The organism is Caldalkalibacillus thermarum (assembly GCF_014644735.1).
Lineage (GTDB): Bacteria > Bacillota > Bacilli > Caldalkalibacillales > Caldalkalibacillaceae > Caldalkalibacillus > Caldalkalibacillus thermarum.
The window spans coordinates 1-19,447 of record NZ_BMKZ01000009.1 but is presented as its reverse complement, the minus strand read 5'-3'; the positions used below and the strand labels follow the sequence as shown (position 1 = coordinate 19,447).

The following is a 19,447-nucleotide window of genomic DNA, read 5'->3' as shown; positions in this document are numbered from 1 at the left end:
GTTCTTTTCCTCCCATCTACTCAATAATGACTAATTCCTTCGTCGATTTCGTTAAAATCTCATTACCCTCTTCCGTAATGAGGACATCATCTTCAATGCGCACTCCGCCGATGCCAGACAGATAAATACCCGGCTCCACAGTGACCACCATGCCCGGTTTCAAGGGGAGCTCTCCGCGGACTGAGAGGGTAGGCCCTTCGTGGACTTCCAAACCAATGCCATGACCGGTAGAATGCCCAAAATTGTCCCCGTAACCTTTCCTGGTAATGTAATCCCTGCAAACAGCGTCTGCTTCTTTACCGGTCATTCCCGCCTTGATTGACTCCACTCCTCTGATTTGGGCTTCTAAACAAATATCGTAAATCTCTTTCAGCTTGGGGGCCGGCTCGCCAATGGCCAAGGTGCGGGTCATGTCGGACACATACCCTTGGTAATAAGCCCCAAAATCAAGGGTGACAAAATCTCCCCTTTCAATCACCTTCTCACTGGCGACGCCATGGGGCAGGGCTGAACGCACCCCCGAAGCAACAATGATCTCAAACGAAGAAGAAGAGGCACCCTGCTGGCGCATGAAAAACTCAATTTCATGGGCCACTTCAATCTCTCTCATCCCCGGTTTAATCCAGTTTGAAATGTGGGTATAAGTTTGGTCAGCAATCGCTGCAGCCTGTCTAATCAGTTCAATCTCCTGTTCATCTTTGACCAGGCGCAGCTCCTCTACCAATCCCGACACGGGAACCAATTGGCAGTCGGCATCTTTGAGAACCTTGTTAAAAGCCATGTACTGGCTGTAGGTCAAGTGGTCTTGTTCAAACCCGAGCCGTTCGATGTTCCGCTTCTTTACTTCAGCGGCAATGGTTTCCGCCAGTTTTCCGCTATGATTCACAATATCATACCCAGGGGCTTGATCCCTGGCTTGGTCAACATAACGGAAATCCGTAATCAATAGCGCTTCATGTTTGCTAATCAAGGCCACTCCGGCACTTCCCGTAAAGCCGGTGATGTACCGTCTGTTAACGGGACTCGTAACCAGCAATCCCTCCAGGGCCTCTCTGTCTAACAATGCTCTTAATTTTTGAACTCTTCCCTGCACCTAATCACTCCTGCTTCTTAATGTATTCTAAGAGCGCCTCTAAGGCTAAGCGATAGCCGGCCAGACCTAGTCCGCTGATCTGACCTAAACAAACAGGGGCTAGTACCGACTGATGCCGGAAAGACTCCCTTTTATGTATGTTGGAAATATGAACCTCAATCACAGGAAGATTAATACTGGCAACAGCGTCCCGTAAAGCATAGCTGTAATGGGTAAAAGCACCTGGATTAAAAACAATCCCCTGGTAAACTTCTTCTGCTTGATGAATCCGGTCAATGAGCTCTCCTTCATGATTGGATTGGAAGCAATCGATCCGGACCTGGCGGGCTTTTCCCCAGGCCAACAATTCCTGTTCAAGGTCATCCAGCGTCGCCCGCCCGTAAATGGCCGGTTCTCTTTGGCCAAGGCGGTTCAAATTAGGGCCGTTTAAAACCAGAAACGCACTCATGGCTGTTCCCCTTTGCCTCTAGCTATAGTATCATGATCCCCATGATCATCCTCGTCCCGCAGTGCTGGCTGCCATCAAGTATTTTACCACAATCGGCTGCGTTTGGATAGTTGGCTGCCGCGAAAGGGCTGTTTAAACACGAGTGCCCTCAACCCGAACGTTCATCCATTTCATGCTGTTTGACTTCATAAGAAATAGAGTACCCTGCAAACAGCCCATATAAAATAAAAATACACACCAGCACAATATTGGTTTGCCAACCCAGCTGCTGAACCGATTTCATCCCTGGGATTAAAGGGTGAAACCCTAAAAAAATAAGCATCCACAGGGCGACTCCGAACCAGATGCCTGCCCAAGGTGTCTCCATGTTACGCAACAACAGATAATACAGCCAAGCGGGCAGAATAGAAAACACACCAATGACAAGAATGGCACCTAAATGCCCCCAAGGCCCTCGCAGCCAGTGGACAGTGTGATACCAGGGCCAAAACTGCCAGATCACAGCGGGACCAAATGGGATAAAGTTAAAAAAGTGGCTGATATATGCTGCCAATCCCCCAAGAATTCCGCCTACAAAACCGATGGCATAGATAAATCCTTTTGACTCTCGTCGCTCCTCTTTCTCCATGTCCATCACCTCCTTCTTAGTATGAACCAAGAAAGAGGTAACATTCGAAGCTGGCCGAAAAGGCGTGAACCCAGCATTTGTCCTGCTCATACACTAGGATGACAAAACTTATAAATAAGATAGGAGAGGAGTTTATCCATGCCCCAATATATTGCCAAACTGAAAGAGGATAGTTTCCAACACTGCTCTGCCCTTCTGGATCAAAAAGGTATCGATTATCTGCCTTTGCAGCATATCCATGCTCTCTGTCTCAACGCTTCCAGACAATGGGATCTGTTCGAGTTATTAGGCGCAGAACATGTTCTGCGTATTGACCGGGATGTCATGGTATCCTTGATTAACGACAGCAAAACAAATGTCATTCAACAGACAGTTGACCGTCAGTGGGCTTTACAACGGATCGGTGCCTTCATCAGGCGTATCCCCAAACGGTATGCCCCGCCCAAAGTGGCAGTCATCGACTCAGGCATCAAGGCCCACCCTTATTTGCGTCTGGCCAAAAAGCGCGTGAACTTTTCCGATGAAAAGGGCACAACAGACCGGCACGGACACGGCACCCATCTGGCGGGAATCATCGCCGGCTATTCTCCTGTTCGCCATAATAAGCAGCTTAATCCCTTTCACGGTGTTTTTCCCCGTTTGCCCCTGTGTAATGTTAAAGCGTTCAACAAAACAGGTACATCTACAGTATCCCGTATCATCCGTGCTTTGGGGTGGTGTATCGACGAAAACATCCGCCTGGTCAACATGAGCTTCGACCTGGATCAGCACCATCCCGCCCTTTATGAGGCGATCCAGGCCTGTGCAGATCGGGGCATCCTGATGACAGCTGCCAGCGGTAATGACGGTCGTCCTGGTCTTAAATATCCTGCCCGCTACAGAGAAGTAATTGCCGTCGGTTCCATCAACCAGGAAAATCAGGTTTCTAATTTCAGTCAATTCGGAACAGACCTGGATGTGGTCGCGCCCGGGGAAAACATTTACTCCACCTGGCGTGACGGCCGCTTTAAGATCCTCTCAGGCACATCAATGGCCTGTGCCCATGTGACTGGCACCCTTGCTCTGATGTTAGGCTTAAAGCCGGACCTTACCCTAGCAGAGTGCCGCCAAATCTTCTCTGATACCTGCGAGCGCCTGCCCACTTCCTTGCTGCTGCAAGGCAATGGTCTGATCAACTTGCGCAAGATCGTCCAGCAGATGAGGGAGTAGTCAGCGCCCTTGCTTTCATGTAAAATGGTAATAAACAAATATAAGAGGTGGCATGGACACAGTGAACACAGAAACCAAACCGCAATACGGAGGACAAGCGATCGTAGAAGGTGTCATGTTCGCTGGAAGGAAAGCATATGTTAGCGCCATTCGCCGCAAAGATGGGCGTATAGATTACTTAGAAGTGGAAAGAACTGAAAGAGAATGGATGAAACAGTTAAAAAAAATTCCTCTTATCCGTGGTAATGTGGCTTTGATTGAAGCAGCAGCCAATGGAAGCAAACATTTAAATTTCTCCACCGAACGTTATGATGTAGATCCTGAGGATGATGCTCAACTTGCTAACGTAAAACAATCCAAACTCACGATGATCCTGGGTGTTGCTTTCATTGGCGTGCTTTCTTTTGCCCTGAGCAAAATCATTTTCACCGCATTGCCGGCCATTATGGCCCATTCCCTGTTTAAAGCCTGGTTTCCTGGCCATATTGAGCAAAACCTCATCGAGGGAATGATTAAAACCTTGCTGCTCTTAGGCTACATTTATCTCATCTCATTGACACCGCTGGTGAAGCGCTTATTCCAATATCATGGAGCAGAGCACAAGGTGATCAATTGTTATGAGCAGAACAAACCGTTGACGGTTGAACATGTCCAGGCTTGCTCGCGGCTTCATTACCGTTGCGGAAGCAGTTTTATCCTGTTTACCATCATCATCGGTGTCTTTCTTTATCTGTTTGTCCCTTCAGAACCATTGTGGGAGCGTATACTCTATCGCTTGGCCCTTATCCCTGTTGTCATTGGTGTGTCCTATGAAGTGTTACAGTTAACTAATAAATGCCGGAACATCCCCGTCCTGAAATATTTAGGGTATCCCGGGTTGGCCGTCCAGTTACTTACAACCAAAGACCCCACCGATGATCAAGTTGAGGTGGCCATCGCCTCTTTTAAACGTTTGCTGGAAAGGGAACAGGCCCTCAACCCCATGGCCGCTGACCAGGTTCAAACTGATCAAGCCAGGCCATACGTCTATCAATCATAGCCTGCAGCATAAACCTATAATGGATGGTGGTGATGATGGTGCGTCAAGTCAATCGATCACTTTTACAACTGAGACAACCTTTTTTCGTTTTTTTTGTCAGCCTAGCTGCCTTTGGGCTCATCTACCGCTTGGTGGAAGATCCTGTAGGGCTGGCCAGCAATGCTGTTTTGCTGGTTTTGGTGCTAGCTGCATTTTATGGGATCTATCGTTATATTTACCGCAAAGGCAAGCCCACACATCACCACCATCCACCTGTATCCAGGCCTTCGGTCAAAAACAGACACAATCTTGATATACCCACCCTTTCGGGCAAAAGGGCTGCGATAAACAGAAAGCCGAGACAAAAGCGAAAAGATTACCCGTTCAAAGTGATTGAAGGAAATAAAGGCAAAAAGAAAAGACCCTTTTCTTCCTAGGTCTTTGTGCCAGCTGTTAATTCGTTCCGCTTACTTCCTTAGTCTCCCTTTTGACTTTTGCTTTTAATGTTCACTGGTGCCCGCCTGTAGCGGGAGATATAATTTGAAAAACTCCATTGGTCAAAAAAGCGCTTCGCTTCCTCTCGTCCCAAGCGGACGAGCTTTTGTTTTTGTTCCAGCGTTAAATGAAAGTCAGTAGCCCTTATATTTTCAACGGAAATAAACACTGTGCGAATGGCATCATGGTCTTCAATATGACGACGGTCGTGAGCTTCCATCATGGTGGTAAAGATGGCCTTAAACATGCTGAACGGTCCTGAAATTTTCATTGGCTGATAACGATCAGCCCCCTTTAAGCGGAATCCGAATGTGGGCCAGCGGGGAGTCTGTTTGGAATCAAATATCCAAATGGGGTAATTGCTCAATAGCCCCCCGTCAACCACAACAACTTTTTTTTTGTTTTGATTTATCATGACAGGCTGAAAAAAATAAGGAATCGAACAGCTCATTCTAACCGCTCGAGCAATCGGAAATGGAGCAGGGTCGAGGTCATAAAAAGGGAGATCATCAGGAATAATCATGATCCTTCCATTGGTAATGTCAGAAGCAATAATTTTCAATTTTCCCTCCGGCAGATCACCAAAACTCCAAATGCCTTTTTTGATTAACTTGTCTCTTATCCATTGCTCAAGACCGGCAGTATTGTACATGCCATTGCGGAACAGAATATTCAAGGGCTTGCCTATCCCCGGCAGGCGCCCGATCCAATCCGCTTGCAAAAATGCAGGAAATGATAACTCTTCTAAAAGCCCCTCCATCTCTTTTCCCGAATATCCTGCGGCAAGCAAGGCAGCCATAATGGAGCCAGCTGACGTTCCAGCTACACGTTGAAACTGGTATCCCCTTTCTTCCGTTTCCCGAATGGCCCCAATAAAGGCAATGCCTTTCACCCCGCCACCTGCAAATACCGCATCACACTTGAGCAAGTGGTCCCCCTCCAATCATCACTCTATTTAACCATTATATGCTCAAGCACACATCATGACATCAGGGCCACTCTGAACCAAAAAAAGCATCAAATGTCTGAGACATCTGATGCTTTCTCCTCGTCCTCCTGTTCATTCCTTTGCTTGATCATCAGCAAGTCTTCCAAGCGTTTAGGATCCTCCTGAAAGTATTGAACCAGGTATTCAATGCATGTGATCGAATCCTTGCTCAGATGATGTTCAATACCTTCCACGTCTTTATAGATATTTTCTTCAGGTACACCGATCATTTGCAAAAATTCTTCCAGCAGGGTATGCCGGTCTACCAAACGTTTGCCGATCTTTTTTCCTTTTGGTGTCAAAATGAGCCCTCTGTATTTCTCATAAACAAGATATTTATTCTGATCCAGTTTCTGCACCATTTTTGTCACGGACGAGGGGTGAACATTCAAAGCTTCGGCAATATCAGAGACCCGGGCATATCCTTTTTCTTGAATTAATGAATAGATTTGCTCCAAATAATCTTCCATGCTTGGTGTTGGCACCTTCCGTTCCCCCTCACACAGACACAAAACACTGTTAAAAAATAATGCCATAAATTCCATGCGTGCGCATTACTGATAATACACTTATTCCTGGTGAAAAACAAGCCCTATCACGTAAAATATTCATTTTGGCCTTTTTTCATTAGTGTTCAACGCTCATCAAGTGCCATACATTGCAATCAGCGTAAGATGAGGTAAATGATAGCAAAAACGAGAGCAAGCCCAGCGCGCACTCTCGTTTAACTGTGCCTTTCCTTGTTTTTTGAACCCTTCTTGTTTAGCAGTACTATGCTATGTGGAGTTGACAAAGCTTGTCACAACAGCTGCCCACGCTGCTATTTTTTGGGCGCCAGAAACATGCGAAGCATGGCCTGCATCTCTTCCATATTGGGTTGATGTGTAACCAGAAAATGAACAATTTGGTCTTCTTTCTCTTTTGAGACTGGAATGCCTGCCAAGGCCGCTACTTGAGCAATTAATTCCCGCACCTTTTTTTCATTCTGAAGGTCCTCAGGGTTTACTTTACTCGCTAATGCTTTTAAGTCCTTCTCCGACACGTTTGTTTTCTTTTCCACTTGATCAAAAAAGTTATTAGAGTCTTTTCTTTTCGCCACCACATACCCTCCCTAACGAATGTCTCATCATATCTTATGTAACGGGAGAGAGCATGGTGACCTCCCTCAAGATTAGAAATAACGATTAAAATCATCAAAAAAGCGGGATTCCATTTCATGGGTGCGGCCCCGTCGCATGAGATCATCAACAGCCTGCCGGGGCGATTTCCCTTCAAAGAGCACATGGTACAGCTCCTTGGTGATAGGCATCTCTACCTTCTTGTTTTGAGCAATCTGATAAGCGGCCTTGGTTGTCCGCACACCTTCCACCACCATACCCATTGATTGCAACACCTCATTCAAGGGCTTCCCTTGTCCAATGGCATAGCCACAGCGCCAGTTACGGGAATGACGGCTGGTACAGGTCACGATCAGATCCCCTACACCAGCCAATCCGGCAAAGGTTAAAGGATGGGCTCCCATCTGCACGCCCAATCTGGCGATCTCTGTCAATCCCCTGGTCATCAGAGCTGCTTTGGCATTATCACCGTACCCCAATCCATCTGATAATCCGGCGCCCAAAGCGATGATATTTTTTAAGGCCCCTCCAATCTCAACACCTAACATATCGGTGTTGGTATAGACACGAAAGTGCTGATTGATAAACAGATCCTGAACTTCCTCTGCCTGTTTAAGCTCAGGTGCGGCAACAACCACTGTGGTCGGGGAGCGCCGGCTCACCTCTTCGGCATGGCTGGGGCCAGACAACACAACAATGCCTCTCCGTTTTGACTCTGGTACCTCCTCCGCAATCATTTCAGAAACACGCTTATACGTGTCAGGTTCCAGCCCTTTTGACGAATGAATCAGAAGCGGGCAATGATCCAGCTCTTTAACCATCTCCCTTAGTGCCGTACGGATCGCTGCAGTGGGAAGCGCAATGAGAACATATTGAGCGCCTTCTAACACCTGGCGGTAAGACGGGTAGGCCACAATGTTAGCCGGCAGAGTAATATCCGGCAAATAGCGGTGGTTGGTATGCTGGTGGTTGATTTCATCCACTTGTTCCTGCCGGCGGGCGTAAATGGCTACTTCACAGCCGTTATCAGCTAAAACAATGGAAAGGGCGGTTCCCCAACTCCCTGCCCCAATCACTGCAACTTTACTCATGTCGTTCCCCCTATCTTGTTTTCTTCACCACGGATAAGACGAACAATATTAGACCGGTGACGAATATAGGAGAGGATCATAATGACAAAAACCCCGATAACATATACTGTTGGATAGGACAGTGCAGTCAGACGGTCAAGCAAAACAATCATCAGCGGCAGCAAGGTGACAAAAATTAAAGATCCCAAGGATACATAGCGGAATATGACAATGGCTAAAATAGCCACGATACCTGCCAACAAACCAGGCAAAAAAGTTAAAACAGCGACCACACCAATCGTGGTGGCAACTCCCTTACCCCCTTTAAACCCGAAAAAGACTGGCCAATTATGGCCAACGATGGCCGCCAAACCGGCAAGCACTGGCCACACAGGATCATGGGTCAGGTAGAGTGACAAGAGGACAGCCAGACTGCCCTTTAAAGCATCCAAAACTAAAACGAGAACGGCCGGTCCCACTCCTAGCACCCGCAGCGTATTCGTTGCACCTGCATTCTTGGAGCCGTGTTCCCTAATGTCGATTCCGGCTATTTTGCGGCTGACAATATAACTAAAGCTGATCGAGCCTAAACCATAGCTTAGAACGATCAAAAAAACAGGTAATATGAACGTTGCCATAATCTCCTCTCCTAGTTTTTTCTATTTTTTCCTTAACAAAAGACGGATAGGTGTGCCCTCATACGGAAATGCTTCGCGGATTTTATTGATCAGATAGCGTTCATAAGAAAAATGCATCAGTTCGGGATCGTTGACAAATAAGACAAACGTTGGCGGCTTGACACTGACCTGAGTGCCATATTTAATTTTCAAACGCCGGCCCTTATCTGTTGGCGGAGGATTAAGGGTTATGGCATCCATCAGTAAATCATTAAAAACATGAGTGGGAATCCTTAAGGCATGTTGTTCTGCCACCGCTTTTACTTTGGGCAGGATGGTATGGATGCGCTGCTTTGTTTTGGCCGACACAAACAAAATGGGCGCATAATCGACAAACTGAAAATGATCCCGTATTTGACGGGTAAACAGAGTATGGGTGCGTTCATCTTTCTCGATCGCGTCCCATTTATTGACCACGAAAATCATACCCCGGCCAGCCTCGAGGGCATATCCAGCAATCCGTTTGTCCTGCTCCCGGATACCCTCTTCGGCATTTAAAACCATCAGCACGACGTCACAACGTTCAATCGCCCTTAAGGCCCGCAAGACACTGTATTTTTCCGTCTTTTCATACACCTTGCCCCGTTTGCGCATCCCCGCTGTATCGATCAAGACAAACGTTTGTCCATCCCTTTCCAGCATCGTGTCGATGGCATCACGGGTGGTTCCGGCTACATCGCTGACAATCACCCGCTCTTCTCCCAAGAGGGCATTGACCAGGGATGATTTGCCAACATTCGGTCTGCCGATGACAGCAATGCGAATGACATCGTCATCATAATCCTCTTCTTCCTGCTCTGGAAAAGATTCGGCCACCTTGTCCAGCAGATCACCCAGTCCGGTGCCATGCACCCCTGAAACCGGCACTGGCTCACCAAATCCCAAAGCATAAAAATCATAAACAGCATCCCTTTGTTTAGGGTGATCTACTTTATTGACGGCAACAACCACAGGTTTTTGCGATTTGTACAAGATACGGGCAATCTCTTCATCAGCCGGTGTCAGGCCTGCTTTAGCGTCGACGATAAAAATAATGACATGGGCTTCATCAATAGCCAGTTCAGCCTGTTGTCTCACTTGCTTCAGCAGCTGATCGTCGTCATCCAGTTCAATACCACCAGTATCAATGATGTTAAACTCATGATCCAGCCATTCGGCGGAACTGTACAGCCGGTCCCGGGTGACGCCGGGAGTGTCCTCAACGATGGACACCCGTTTTCCCACAATACGGTTAAAAATCGTTGATTTGCCGACATTTGGCCGGCCCACAATGGCGACAACCGGTTTAGCCATATCAAAACCACAACCTTTCCTATACATCGAGCTCAAGCTTTTACCTTTTTTTATCATAAGCTGACTTGAAGTGACAATCAACTTCTTTTTCTTTCTGTGCTTTCTGACCCTTTTTCCTGGTTCTTAACCTCTTCTTTTGTTTTATGCACCAGCTCAACCAGATGCTGATAACTCTGCATGATGCCTATGGCAGCCAGGGGGCGGCCAATCATCACCAACCCATAGCGCCGGGAAAGTGCGCCCCCCAATTTGGCCAGTTTATTGATGGAGGGGAGGGCTTCAACAAACTTAAAAGAGGATTCAGGACCATTATTGAGCCGGATCATCTCCAGCAGTAAACGCTTAACGGTCTGGTGATGGCGCCCCATTCCTGCCGTATAGATGGCATGGCCCTTCTCATCCCGCCCCTTAAAAAAAATATGGCCCAACGAATCATCTCTGGTGGTATCAAAATCAGGTAAGGCCAGTATCTCTTCCTTGTCTGGAACCCGGTCAGACGGGAGCCGGCCCAGATGAATGGCCGCAGCAATAATAGAGGAGTGGGCACTCCCATAACAGTGATAAATAATGTGCATGCCTGATTGAGTTATTCGCATCTTTCCACCACAATCCAATTGGCCATAGAATCCCCAACCAACGGCCAAAAATCTGCCAAAGCCTGTTTACAAATCGCTTGTGCCTCTCCGACTGCCGCCCAATAAACAAACTGGTTTGATCCATTTAAGCCAATGGGCACCAACGAACCCTGGGGCAGTTTGAGATAAGAGGACAATTGATGATCACTGATGGCTTCACCATGAACTTCCCGCCAGGCTGCCTCCAATTCTTTTACTCCATTTCCTCTACCCAGGTACAGTTTTTTCTTCAATGCCTTGTGCTCAATGGCGGACCACCACATACACTTCCGGATCGATTTGATGCCCCATTCCACCTAAAATGCTTTCAAACATGCGCATCCTTTGCTGAACTTCATCCTCTGTATTAAAAATAAAAATGGGAACACCACCGGCCACTTTTGACGGATTAGTCGTCAGAACCGCCAAAACCTTTTTTTCGATTGTATTTTTTCCCATGTTTATCTACCTCCCTGTTTTAGCACTAGCCTCAGATTCAGTTGGCACATGCACCGCATTTTCGAGAACAGGCACCCGGGATATCACCTCGATGGCCCGTTCCATATTCTTAATCTGGGGCAGAAAAAACACCGCCACCCGCCCGTCAGCCAAATCCCGGCGGGTCAAGGGAACCAGTGAAGGCTTGTCATCATCCCTGTAGACTCCCAATCCGACAGACAAATCATACAAAATCGCCTGCCTTTGGCCAAGATTGGCCAGGGTCACCACACTGTCAATTGTCTTGGGTTTTAAAATCACACCCAGCGCCTGTTTCATGATCAGCTCCCGGCTGTCGGCAAGACCCACGTTCATAATATGAATATCATTCACAAACACTTCAGGACCTTCCAGACGTACTTCAGCTGGTTCAATATGGGCGATGCTGCTCAGGAACTTGCCACTCCTAAACCATAGACAAAGAACAACCCCTGTCAAACCGACCAAGACACCCAGCCACCACTCAACAAGTATGGTGGCCAGTGTGGTGATAGAGGCAACGAGAATAGCCATATAATTCCGACCTTCAAAAGTTAAGGCAATTCCTTCTATGTAAGTTTTTCCTCTTGAGACCAGTTCCATTTCATCCATTTTAGTAAGTGTTTCCCGCTCCATGTTGCGCACTTCACGAAAGTGCTGGGCAGCCAACGCCAGAAAGGTGATGGCCGCATACTCTTGCTCCAATAGGGCAGGGATCGCAATGCTTCCTAAACCGGCGGCGATGAAACCCAAAGTGAGATGAACGATCATCCCGTGTGGCTGAGTGGGGTATTGCCGGTAATCATTTTTTAATAGCAACAGGCGTCCGCCAAATCCAAAGAGAACCCCTAGCAGGACGGGAATGGTATATTGCTCCACATCTTAACCCTCCTCTTTCCACTGAGAGTGGAATTTATGATACAAATACTGATATACCTTTATCCCCAAGCGGGCGGTTAAGGTGACCGCCGTAACCAAGCACAATCCTATCACCAGCTGATCCCGGAACGCAGCATCACCCACTACAACATAATCCACATACCGTAATAAAAACCATTTATGTACAATCTCGCCCAAAATCATCCCGCTGGTCATCATCAGCCATTGTTGGGGCAAATGCAGGGTAGCCAGCAGCAAAAATAAGGTGAAGAAGACAGGGAACATATACATAGTCGGCATCACCATCAAAACAGGATCCCAAAGGAACAGCTGATGGCTCACCGCATAAAACACGCCTAAAAACAGAATGACAGCCATCATTTGCCTCAGAAATCCCGACCGATCCCGCCACAGGAAAAAACCGCAAATGAGGGCGGGTATGAATATACTGCTGACATTAATAGCGTACTGACTGCCAAGTGGCAAATACCATTCCTGGGTCAAAAGTTTCATGGCCAAAACAATAATGACGCCTTTTCGTATCAAGGCCTTATGGGGATGATGAGCCCAGAAAAAATCCAGCCAGCGTGTCACAGCCAAAATAAACAGAATCCAGATTCCGATCATAAAAATATATCCGTCATTCATTTCACATTCCTCCGCTGACATTCCTCCTCGTCTTCAGTATGGCTCTTTTTAGCGCTTTTTATAGCATAAAGAAAACCCATTGCTCATCAATACAGCAATGGGTATGATCATGTTGGCTGCAACCGTTTATTGTTTCAACTTTTTCAATTGATCCCCGATCAATTCACCCAGTGTCACACCAGAAGACTGAACTTGTTTCTCAGTATAAGCTTGCACTTCTTCACTTCGCTTGTCTTCCTGCAAGGCCCTGATGCTTAAGCTGATCCGTTCCTCTTGCGGATCAACATCCAGCACTTTGGCTTCTATTTGCTGACCTTCTTTCAGCACTTCACTTGGAGAACCGATGCGGCGGTTGGCAATTTGGGAGATATGCACCAGTCCTTCAACACCGGGCATCACTTCTACAAAGGCACCGAAAGACACCAAACGTTTAACCACACCTTTAACTGTATCACCTGCTTTAATCTCATCAGCCGCTTTTTGCCATGGGCTAGGTTGGGTTGCTTTAATACTGAGGCTCACTTTTTGCTGCTCTGGATCAACTTTTAAGACTTTTACCTTAACTTTATCCCCTTCCTTAATGACTTCCTCCGGTGTTTCCACCCGGTGCCAAGCCAGTTCGGAGATGTGCACTAAACCTTCTATGCCGCCAATGTCAACAAATGCGCCAAACGACGTCAACCGGGATACGGTTCCTTCCAATTCTTCACCGATTTCTAACTCCCGCAAACGGGATTCTTTCGCCTTAGCCTCCTCTTCTTCCAGGACAGCACGATGAGATAAAATAACCTTGTTCTTCTCCCGGTCAAGCTCCACCACTTTTACACGCAAGGTTTTGCCCACATAATCGCTAAAATCCTCAACAAAATGGCGTTCTACCTGAGAAGCAGGAATAAAGCCGCGCAGGCCGACATCAACGACCAATCCACCCTTGACAATCTCAGCCACGGTAACCTCAAATACCTCTCCTGACCGGAATTTCTCTTCCAATTCGGCCCAGGCCTTGTCGTTTTCCACACGCCGTTTGGAAACGACGACCTCATCTTCAGTCAGTTTGGTAATCACAACTTCGAGTTCATCCCCTTCTTTCAACGCATCTCCCACTTTGTCAATATGTACGTTGGAGATTTCACCAATGGGCAAAATGGCATCTATCTTATAGCCGATGTCAATCAGCGCATATTTCTCTTTGACTTTAGTTACCGTGCCTTTGACCCGATCTCCTGTCTCATACTGTTGAACCTCCACATTGTTTTGAATTTCTTCCACCATAATCAAAATCCTCCTTCTACTGTCGAGCTTCCATCATAATAACTATACACTATTTCCAAAACTTCTGCCATTATGTTCAGAGGTTTTGGATTGTTGGTTTTCCAAAAGCTGCCGGATGCTGTTCATAATCCTTTCTGTGGCCAGTACGGCTTCTTGCTTGGTGATTTTCTCAACACGCAGGTCGTCCAGGTTTACAGGAGAACCGTAAATGATTTTTACTGGGCGGAATAATCTGTAAGGACCGATAATGGCCACTGGAATAACAGTACAGGGCTGTTTCAAGGCTAAAAACCCGGACCCGCTATACGCTTTTTGCAATCGTCCGCTCTTAGATCTTGTTCCTTCAGGAAAAATCACAACGACCTTCCCCTCTTGCAAACGGGACAGCGCCGTACGGATGGCCTTTTTATCCGTCGCTTCCCGCTTGACAGGAAAAGCTCCTAAATAACGTAATACTTGGGATAAAAGCGGAATTTTAAACAACTCTTGTTTGGCCATAAAGTTAACACGCCGCATGACAGGGAGACCCACCAGGGGCGGATCCCAGTTACTGATATGATTGGCACACAATAAAACAGCGCCTTGTTCCGGTATGTGCTCAGTACCGTAAGCTTTATACCGAAACAACAGGCGGTAAACGGTGTGCAGAATAATACGGCAGATTTCATAGAACATAAGTGCTGTTCCCCTTGTTCATGTTTTTTGATGAACAATGTTTAAGATACAATTGACGACCTCGGTAATGGAAAGTCCGGTCGTGTCCACGGTTAAAGCATCGGCTGCTTTTTGAAGAGGAGCGGTATCACGCTTACTGTCCTTGTCATCTCTTTCGAGAATCTCTTGCTTAATCTCCTCAAAGGAAACTTCGTGCCCCTTGGCTCGCAGCTCTTCATAACGGCGCCGGGCGCGTTCTTCCAGGGAAGCTGTGAGGTAAATCTTAACATCTGCATCAGGGATTACATAGGTGCCAATATCCCGTCCATCCATAACCACATTTCCTTTGGTTGCCATTTCCCTTTGCAGTTCGACCATCGCTTCCCGCACCTGGGGATGGCTGGCCACTTCAGAGACATGATTGCTCACCTCACGTGTCCTGATCGCCTCCGTAATATCCCGTCCATTCAGAACCACCCTCTGACTCGCCGAGTCCGATTGAAGTTCAAGGCGACATTGGTTAAGCAGGCGGACCAGCGCCTCCCCAGAGCTGATATCCACATTGTCATGCAGCGCTTTCCAAGTCAATGCCCGGTACATTGCTCCCGTATCTACATACAGATACCCCAGTTTATCCGCTACCATTTTGGCCACTGTACTTTTGCCAGCTCCGGCAGGACCGTCTATGGCGATCTTCATGGTTATTCAATCCTTCCCCCTCTTTATCCAAAACAAAAAGCAGGAGAACCCTGCTAGTTTAAACATTAAAATCATACCATACCGCTACCGGCGTTGCAATGTTGCCCTGATTTCAACTTGATCATCATGAAAGACGCCTTCATAGCGCACAGATTTGTTCACCAGCTCCTGATGCTCCTCTTTACTCAGGATAAAGATTTGGCTTATGAAAAGTCCAATCAACAAAAAGATCAAGATCATGAACAGCAGCCGTTCCGTCTGCTCGGATAAGGGGATAAAATAGCCATGAATGCGCTGCCGCAAGGGGTCAGAAGCGTATGACCGATTGGTATGGCGCCCATGAGACCGGGGGTATACGTCCTTCATGTTTGGCCACCTTCTTTAGAGCAATTCGCATCTTGAAGCAACTCACATTCTATTGTTTAGTTTTGACCGCTTCCCTGTTTTCATACCCACCGAAAAAACAAATTTAAGACATATCCAACCCCTTTTTGCGCATTTCTAACTGGCGGCGGAGACAATAACGGATAATCTGTTGCCGGTCCTGTTCTCTGATTTCGGTAAAAGCGACGGAGTATTTATAAGGCATTCCTTTTTCGGCAGGCGGCGTCACTCTTTTTACCACCCCCCGACCGGAAATCGGAGTGGAAGATTCATGAACCGGCGGGAGTGAAAACTCCCACTTCACCTCATCGCCTGGCTGTAGCTGTTCTTTACCAGCCAATGTAAAAGCCATTCCCCCTCCGCTTAAATCTACCGCTTGAGCGATTAAGGGGTCTTTAGGGGCTTGGTGATCATTTTGGACATAAAGAAAGATCTTTTCATCACAGGGAACCCGTAAATATTGGCGCCTCTGTTTGCGTTCGATGGTATCAGGATGCGGATGGGTCAGCAATGTAACAGGTATACGCTCCTTTCTTCTGCCTGCCACCTGGCTGACAAACTGGTAAGGCACCTTGTCTTTGCCAGTAAACCACACCTCAAGTTCTGTCCCCTCAGGAAAAAAAGCCAGACGACTGCTTTGCTCATGCATAGGCAACTCAATATAGATGTACTGCTCGTTTAAATCGACAATCCGTGCTTTATATGTATCTGATCCAGCTTCTGAACAAGGTTTCATAAATAACTTGTCCCCAACTTTATACAGATAATCCAATCTTCCTCCCCCCTTTCTTAATTATACCAAAATAAGCACAAAAGCCTACTACAAACGTAGCAGGCTATCTTTAAAAAGCTTTTAGACAATAGGTTCAGCTTGTTTCATTTTCTCCACTTTTTCTTCCCGTCCGTTTTCGGCATTGATAAACAGCCGGTAAGTTTCGTTCTCGATCGTACCCAGCAATTCATAACAGAGTTGATATTTTCCAGCATCCAGTTCAACCACGCTGAGGTGCTCTTCCATCACGTTCAGATTGCCGTTTACATTTTTCTTAGCCTCTTCAAGCGTAATTTTGGGCTCCGGGATGTTGAGAGCAGCATTATGGTTTAATACATAGCCTTGTGCTTCATAGCCGATAATATCCCCGTTGTCCAAAGCCACCTTGACCCGGATGAGATCTGGGTAAATCCTGACCTCATCCACCACACGGACAAAATCAAAGACACCGACATTGTCGTATTGGTCCGCTTCGACGGCCACCATCGAGGTAATATCCCTTTCCTTCAAAAACTCCAGAGCCTTTTGCTGGGCATCATACAGTCCGATTTCCGTTTTGTTAATGTTCCTGCTGTCCAAAAACCACAACACATGGCCGCCCTTTTTAGAAACATCGACCGACACCGAACTGTCTCGCTCTGGATGATCAAAGCGAACCTTGAACGTCTCAAATTCTTCGCCTCCAGCCTCTTCCACCTTGGCATTGAGATCTCCTTTAAGACCGAGGAATGTTTTGGCCTTCTTTACGGCCTCTTCTTTGGTAATTTCCTTGCCAGGGATTTTTTTGGCTTTCTGAGACTGCAGTTCAGTATACTTTGATTCCTCGGCTCCCCACTCTGTTTCGATATAACCTTCCACATGTTTGTTCAATGTTTCAATGCCATCCAAAATTTCCTTGCTCTGTTCTATATTTTCCGAGGCGACTGCCAGCTCTACATCCATCCACCGCAAATTTTGGTCAATAATTTTACTTTGCAGGTTTTTTAATTCCCTTTGCACATCTTGGGCTTGGGCATGGAGGTTTTTCAACCTCTTCCATTCCTTATCTGTTAAGGGTTCATTCGCTAAATCCCTCATCCCTATGTCATAGGTAAAATCCGCTATCTTGGCCAAAAATTGGTCTGTTTTATGAAAGGGGGTTAATGTTAACGGAAGTTGTCCAAGGTTGGATTGGGCCGAATAAGCCAAACGCCAAATGTTAGCCATACAAGGGGCCAAGAGATCTCTGGAGTTCATCGCCAGGGCCTTGCCCAGTTCATCTTCCAGATTGGACAGATTGTTATTTAAGTCATGAAAGGCCCGTTGATAATTGTTTTCCGCTTTGATCAAGATTGAGTTTTTATCCTGATGTTCCTGATAGCCCCAATAGGCTGTCCCTGCCAGGGCAACCGTTAAGAATAATGCGAAGGCAATTTTTAAGAGTCGTGCAACCACCACAGTGTTCACTCCTTTCTAGTTAAAGAATATGTGATTTCCGATTTGTAATGCTTGATCCTTTTGTTCGCCATAACGCTCCCACATCCATGGTGCGGTGGCCTTAGCAGGATTAAAGTAATACACGACCCCACCGGTCGGGTCCCAGCCGTTGATGGCATCCATCACTGCTCTTCTAGCCGTTTCATTGGGCGTTAGCCAGATTTGTCCGTCCATCACAGCCGTAAAGGCCAGCGGTTCAAAAATAACACCGGATACCGTGTTGGGAAATTCCGGGCTGCGGACACGGTTCAAAATGACCGCTGCAACGGCAACCTGGCCTTCGTACGGTTCACCCCGTGCTTCACCATAAACGGCATTGGCCATCAGTCTGATATCATTTTCGCTGAACCCTTGTGGGATATTCACGGCTTGTTGCAGCTGGCCCACTTGAGCTTCTGCCGGAGTCCTTTCAGGCTGAGCAGGAGGGGCCGGCCGTTCTTCAGCTGGGCGTGGAGCCCGTTCAGGTGCAGGTGCCCGTTCTTCTCTAGCAGGGGCCTCGGGTCTGGCAGGGGCCTCGGGTCTGGCAGGGGCCTCGGGTCTGGCAGGGGCCTCGGGCCGGGGAGGTTCTTTCCCATGCGTACCAGGGGGAACCCATTTGACCTTGTCCAAATTACCGGGATCACGCTGTCCTGGAGGCGCCAATCCCTCAGGCCCTTTGTGCGGCCCAAAATGGCGGGGAGTTTCACCTTGTGCCAGCTTGCCATACACATAATCCTTGTCAAATTCAGTGACAGCCAAAAGTTTTTCTTTCATTTCATCACCGACAAGACCATCAATATCAATTCCAAAATCGTGCTGGAAATTACGCACAGCCCAGTAAGTTTCCCAGCCGAAAACACCATTAATAGGTCCTTTATAGTAACCGATATACTGCAATCTCGCTTGTAATTCGATCACATCATCACCTGTGGCTCCCCGTTGAATCACTTGGGGGCTAAAAGCAGAAGCGGTTGTATGCGGAATGAAAAAGCTAAGTAGCAGAGCAGCAATTACCAGGCACAACGTACCAGCTTTCAAGCTATGCTCCATTCGTCTGTGCATACCATGCTGTACCTCCCTCATGTCATTGAACGTTGTAGTGGTATTTTTCTACTTTCCCGAGGGATTTATGCAAAAAAAGAGGAAAGAATCCGCGGCCAGATTCTTTCCTCTTCGCTTCCCCTTTCCAATTATTGATCATCAACTGGACGCACTGAAAAACGATGCTCATTGTCACAAAGGCAGCGTTTAAAACCGGTACCATAATAACGGTCCATTCTATCTGTTCTTCCCCGCAGGGTAAATTGTTCACCACATACTTCACAGGTAATGCGCACTCTTATTTTGTCCTTACCCATACGTACCTCCTGTTCTAGGATTAGCATTGCCACTTCCCGGCGGCCTATTTTTAGTCTTTCCTAGCCGGTTCTTTTCATACGGCTGGTCAGAGTATGAGTAAAATTTCAGAGGGCAAACACACATTCGCCAATCCCTCTTCATGCCGTTAATAGCTCGTCTGTTAACGGCATGAAGAGGCCCCTAAAAAGCAAAAGACA

25 protein-coding genes are annotated in these 19,447 nt (G+C 47.1%); 3 read left to right on the top strand and 22 right to left on the bottom strand.

Features of this window, described 5'->3' with window-relative positions; translation table 11 throughout:
* Positions 1-16 precede the first annotated feature (16 nt).
* The 3 genes from IEW48_RS05040 to IEW48_RS05030 form a co-directional block, all read right to left on the bottom strand.
* Positions 17-1,093, bottom strand: a complete 1,077-nt coding sequence (locus IEW48_RS05040) for a M24 family metallopeptidase (protein ID WP_188622847.1) — start codon at positions 1,091-1,093, stop codon at positions 17-19.
* Positions 1,094-1,097: 4 nt separating this feature from the next.
* Positions 1,098-1,541 carry a type II 3-dehydroquinate dehydratase gene (gene aroQ, locus IEW48_RS05035; RefSeq protein WP_188622846.1) on the bottom strand — a complete coding sequence of 148 codons (444 nt, stop codon included), beginning with the start codon at positions 1,539-1,541 and terminating at the stop codon, positions 1,098-1,100.
* Positions 1,542-1,689: 148 nt separating this feature from the next.
* Positions 1,690-2,175, bottom strand: coding sequence for a YqhR family membrane protein (locus IEW48_RS05030; RefSeq protein ID WP_503826748.1), 486 nt, complete (start codon positions 2,173-2,175; stop codon positions 1,690-1,692).
* A gap of 132 nt (positions 2,176-2,307) precedes the next feature.
* On the opposite strand from IEW48_RS05030, the gene IEW48_RS05025 reads away from it, so the two are divergent.
* From IEW48_RS05025 to IEW48_RS05015, 3 genes are all read left to right on the top strand, one after another.
* Positions 2,308-3,378, top strand: coding sequence for a S8 family peptidase (locus tag IEW48_RS05025; protein ID WP_188622844.1), 1,071 nt, complete (start codon positions 2,308-2,310; stop codon positions 3,376-3,378).
* Between the two features lie 61 nt (positions 3,379-3,439).
* Positions 3,440-4,417: a DUF1385 domain-containing protein gene (locus tag IEW48_RS05020; protein ID WP_188622843.1), complete on the top strand. Its 978-nt coding sequence runs from the start codon at positions 3,440-3,442 to the stop codon at positions 4,415-4,417.
* 32 nt (positions 4,418-4,449) lie between these two features.
* Positions 4,450-4,833 (top strand): SA1362 family protein, encoded by a 384-nt coding sequence (locus IEW48_RS05015; protein WP_188622842.1) that lies wholly within the window; start codon positions 4,450-4,452, stop codon positions 4,831-4,833.
* A gap of 38 nt (positions 4,834-4,871) precedes the next feature.
* On the opposite strand, the gene IEW48_RS05010 is transcribed toward IEW48_RS05015, so the two are convergent.
* The 19 genes from IEW48_RS05010 to IEW48_RS04920 form a co-directional block, all read right to left on the bottom strand.
* Positions 4,872-5,819, bottom strand: a complete 948-nt coding sequence (locus IEW48_RS05010; RefSeq protein ID WP_188622841.1) for a patatin-like phospholipase family protein — start codon at positions 5,817-5,819, stop codon at positions 4,872-4,874.
* Between the two features lie 89 nt (positions 5,820-5,908).
* Positions 5,909-6,364: a transcriptional regulator MntR gene (gene mntR / locus IEW48_RS05005; protein ID WP_188622840.1), complete on the bottom strand. Its 456-nt coding sequence runs from the start codon at positions 6,362-6,364 to the stop codon at positions 5,909-5,911.
* Positions 6,365-6,699: 335 nt separating this feature from the next.
* Positions 6,700-6,978 carry a stage VI sporulation protein F gene (locus tag IEW48_RS05000; protein WP_188622839.1) on the bottom strand — a complete coding sequence of 93 codons (279 nt, stop codon included), beginning with the start codon at positions 6,976-6,978 and terminating at the stop codon, positions 6,700-6,702.
* 72 nt (positions 6,979-7,050) lie between these two features.
* Positions 7,051-8,088 (bottom strand): NAD(P)H-dependent glycerol-3-phosphate dehydrogenase, encoded by a 1,038-nt coding sequence (locus IEW48_RS04995; RefSeq protein WP_188622838.1) that lies wholly within the window; start codon positions 8,086-8,088, stop codon positions 7,051-7,053.
* Entirely contained in the window at positions 8,085-8,705 is a 621-nt protein-coding gene (gene plsY / locus IEW48_RS04990; RefSeq protein ID WP_188622837.1) for a glycerol-3-phosphate 1-O-acyltransferase PlsY, read from the bottom strand. The genes IEW48_RS04995 and plsY overlap by 4 nt, the downstream gene beginning before the upstream one ends.
* Positions 8,706-8,726: 21 nt before the next feature.
* Positions 8,727-10,037 carry a ribosome biogenesis GTPase Der gene (der, locus tag IEW48_RS04985; RefSeq protein WP_188622836.1) on the bottom strand — a complete coding sequence of 437 codons (1,311 nt, stop codon included), beginning with the start codon at positions 10,035-10,037 and terminating at the stop codon, positions 8,727-8,729.
* 77 nt (positions 10,038-10,114) lie between these two features.
* The gene (locus IEW48_RS04980; RefSeq protein WP_188622835.1) at positions 10,115-10,633 is read right to left on the bottom strand and encodes a DUF3189 family protein; all 519 of its coding nucleotides are present in this window, start codon (positions 10,631-10,633) and stop codon (positions 10,115-10,117) included.
* On the bottom strand, positions 10,624-10,905 hold the full coding sequence (locus IEW48_RS04975) for a hypothetical protein (protein WP_188622834.1): 282 nt from the start codon (positions 10,903-10,905) through the stop codon (positions 10,624-10,626). The genes IEW48_RS04980 and IEW48_RS04975 overlap by 10 nt, the downstream gene beginning before the upstream one ends.
* A gap of 10 nt (positions 10,906-10,915) precedes the next feature.
* The gene (locus IEW48_RS04970) at positions 10,916-11,110 is read right to left on the bottom strand and encodes a capping complex subunit for YIEGIA (RefSeq protein ID WP_188622833.1); all 195 of its coding nucleotides are present in this window, start codon (positions 11,108-11,110) and stop codon (positions 10,916-10,918) included.
* Between the two features lie 6 nt (positions 11,111-11,116).
* On the bottom strand, positions 11,117-12,007 hold the full coding sequence (locus IEW48_RS04965; RefSeq protein WP_188622832.1) for a YIEGIA family protein: 891 nt from the start codon (positions 12,005-12,007) through the stop codon (positions 11,117-11,119).
* Positions 12,008-12,010: 3 nt separating this feature from the next.
* Positions 12,011-12,655 carry a YphA family membrane protein gene (locus IEW48_RS04960; protein ID WP_188622831.1) on the bottom strand — a complete coding sequence of 215 codons (645 nt, stop codon included), beginning with the start codon at positions 12,653-12,655 and terminating at the stop codon, positions 12,011-12,013.
* 126 nt (positions 12,656-12,781) lie between these two features.
* The gene (rpsA, locus tag IEW48_RS04955) at positions 12,782-13,927 is read right to left on the bottom strand and encodes a 30S ribosomal protein S1 (protein WP_188622830.1); all 1,146 of its coding nucleotides are present in this window, start codon (positions 13,925-13,927) and stop codon (positions 12,782-12,784) included.
* Between the two features lie 42 nt (positions 13,928-13,969).
* Entirely contained in the window at positions 13,970-14,602 is a 633-nt protein-coding gene (locus IEW48_RS04950) for a lysophospholipid acyltransferase family protein (protein ID WP_188622829.1), read from the bottom strand.
* 18 nt (positions 14,603-14,620) lie between these two features.
* Positions 14,621-15,280: a (d)CMP kinase gene (gene cmk / locus IEW48_RS04945; protein WP_188622828.1), complete on the bottom strand. Its 660-nt coding sequence runs from the start codon at positions 15,278-15,280 to the stop codon at positions 14,621-14,623.
* Between the two features lie 84 nt (positions 15,281-15,364).
* A complete protein-coding gene (locus IEW48_RS04940) occupies positions 15,365-15,646 on the bottom strand; it encodes a DUF5359 family protein (protein ID WP_188622827.1) in 282 nt (93 codons plus the stop codon).
* Positions 15,647-15,749: 103 nt separating this feature from the next.
* Positions 15,750-16,436, bottom strand: a complete 687-nt coding sequence (locus IEW48_RS04935) for a flagellar brake protein (RefSeq protein ID WP_188622826.1) — start codon at positions 16,434-16,436, stop codon at positions 15,750-15,752.
* 81 nt (positions 16,437-16,517) lie between these two features.
* Positions 16,518-17,873, bottom strand: a complete 1,356-nt coding sequence (ypeB, locus tag IEW48_RS04930; RefSeq protein ID WP_229703950.1) for a germination protein YpeB — start codon at positions 17,871-17,873, stop codon at positions 16,518-16,520.
* 15 nt (positions 17,874-17,888) lie between these two features.
* A complete protein-coding gene (sleB, locus tag IEW48_RS04925; RefSeq protein WP_188622824.1) occupies positions 17,889-18,953 on the bottom strand; it encodes a spore cortex-lytic enzyme in 1,065 nt (354 codons plus the stop codon).
* A 128-nt stretch (positions 18,954-19,081) separates the two neighbouring features.
* On the bottom strand, positions 19,082-19,249 hold the full coding sequence (locus IEW48_RS04920; protein ID WP_188622823.1) for a hypothetical protein: 168 nt from the start codon (positions 19,247-19,249) through the stop codon (positions 19,082-19,084).
* Positions 19,250-19,447 lie beyond the last annotated feature (198 nt).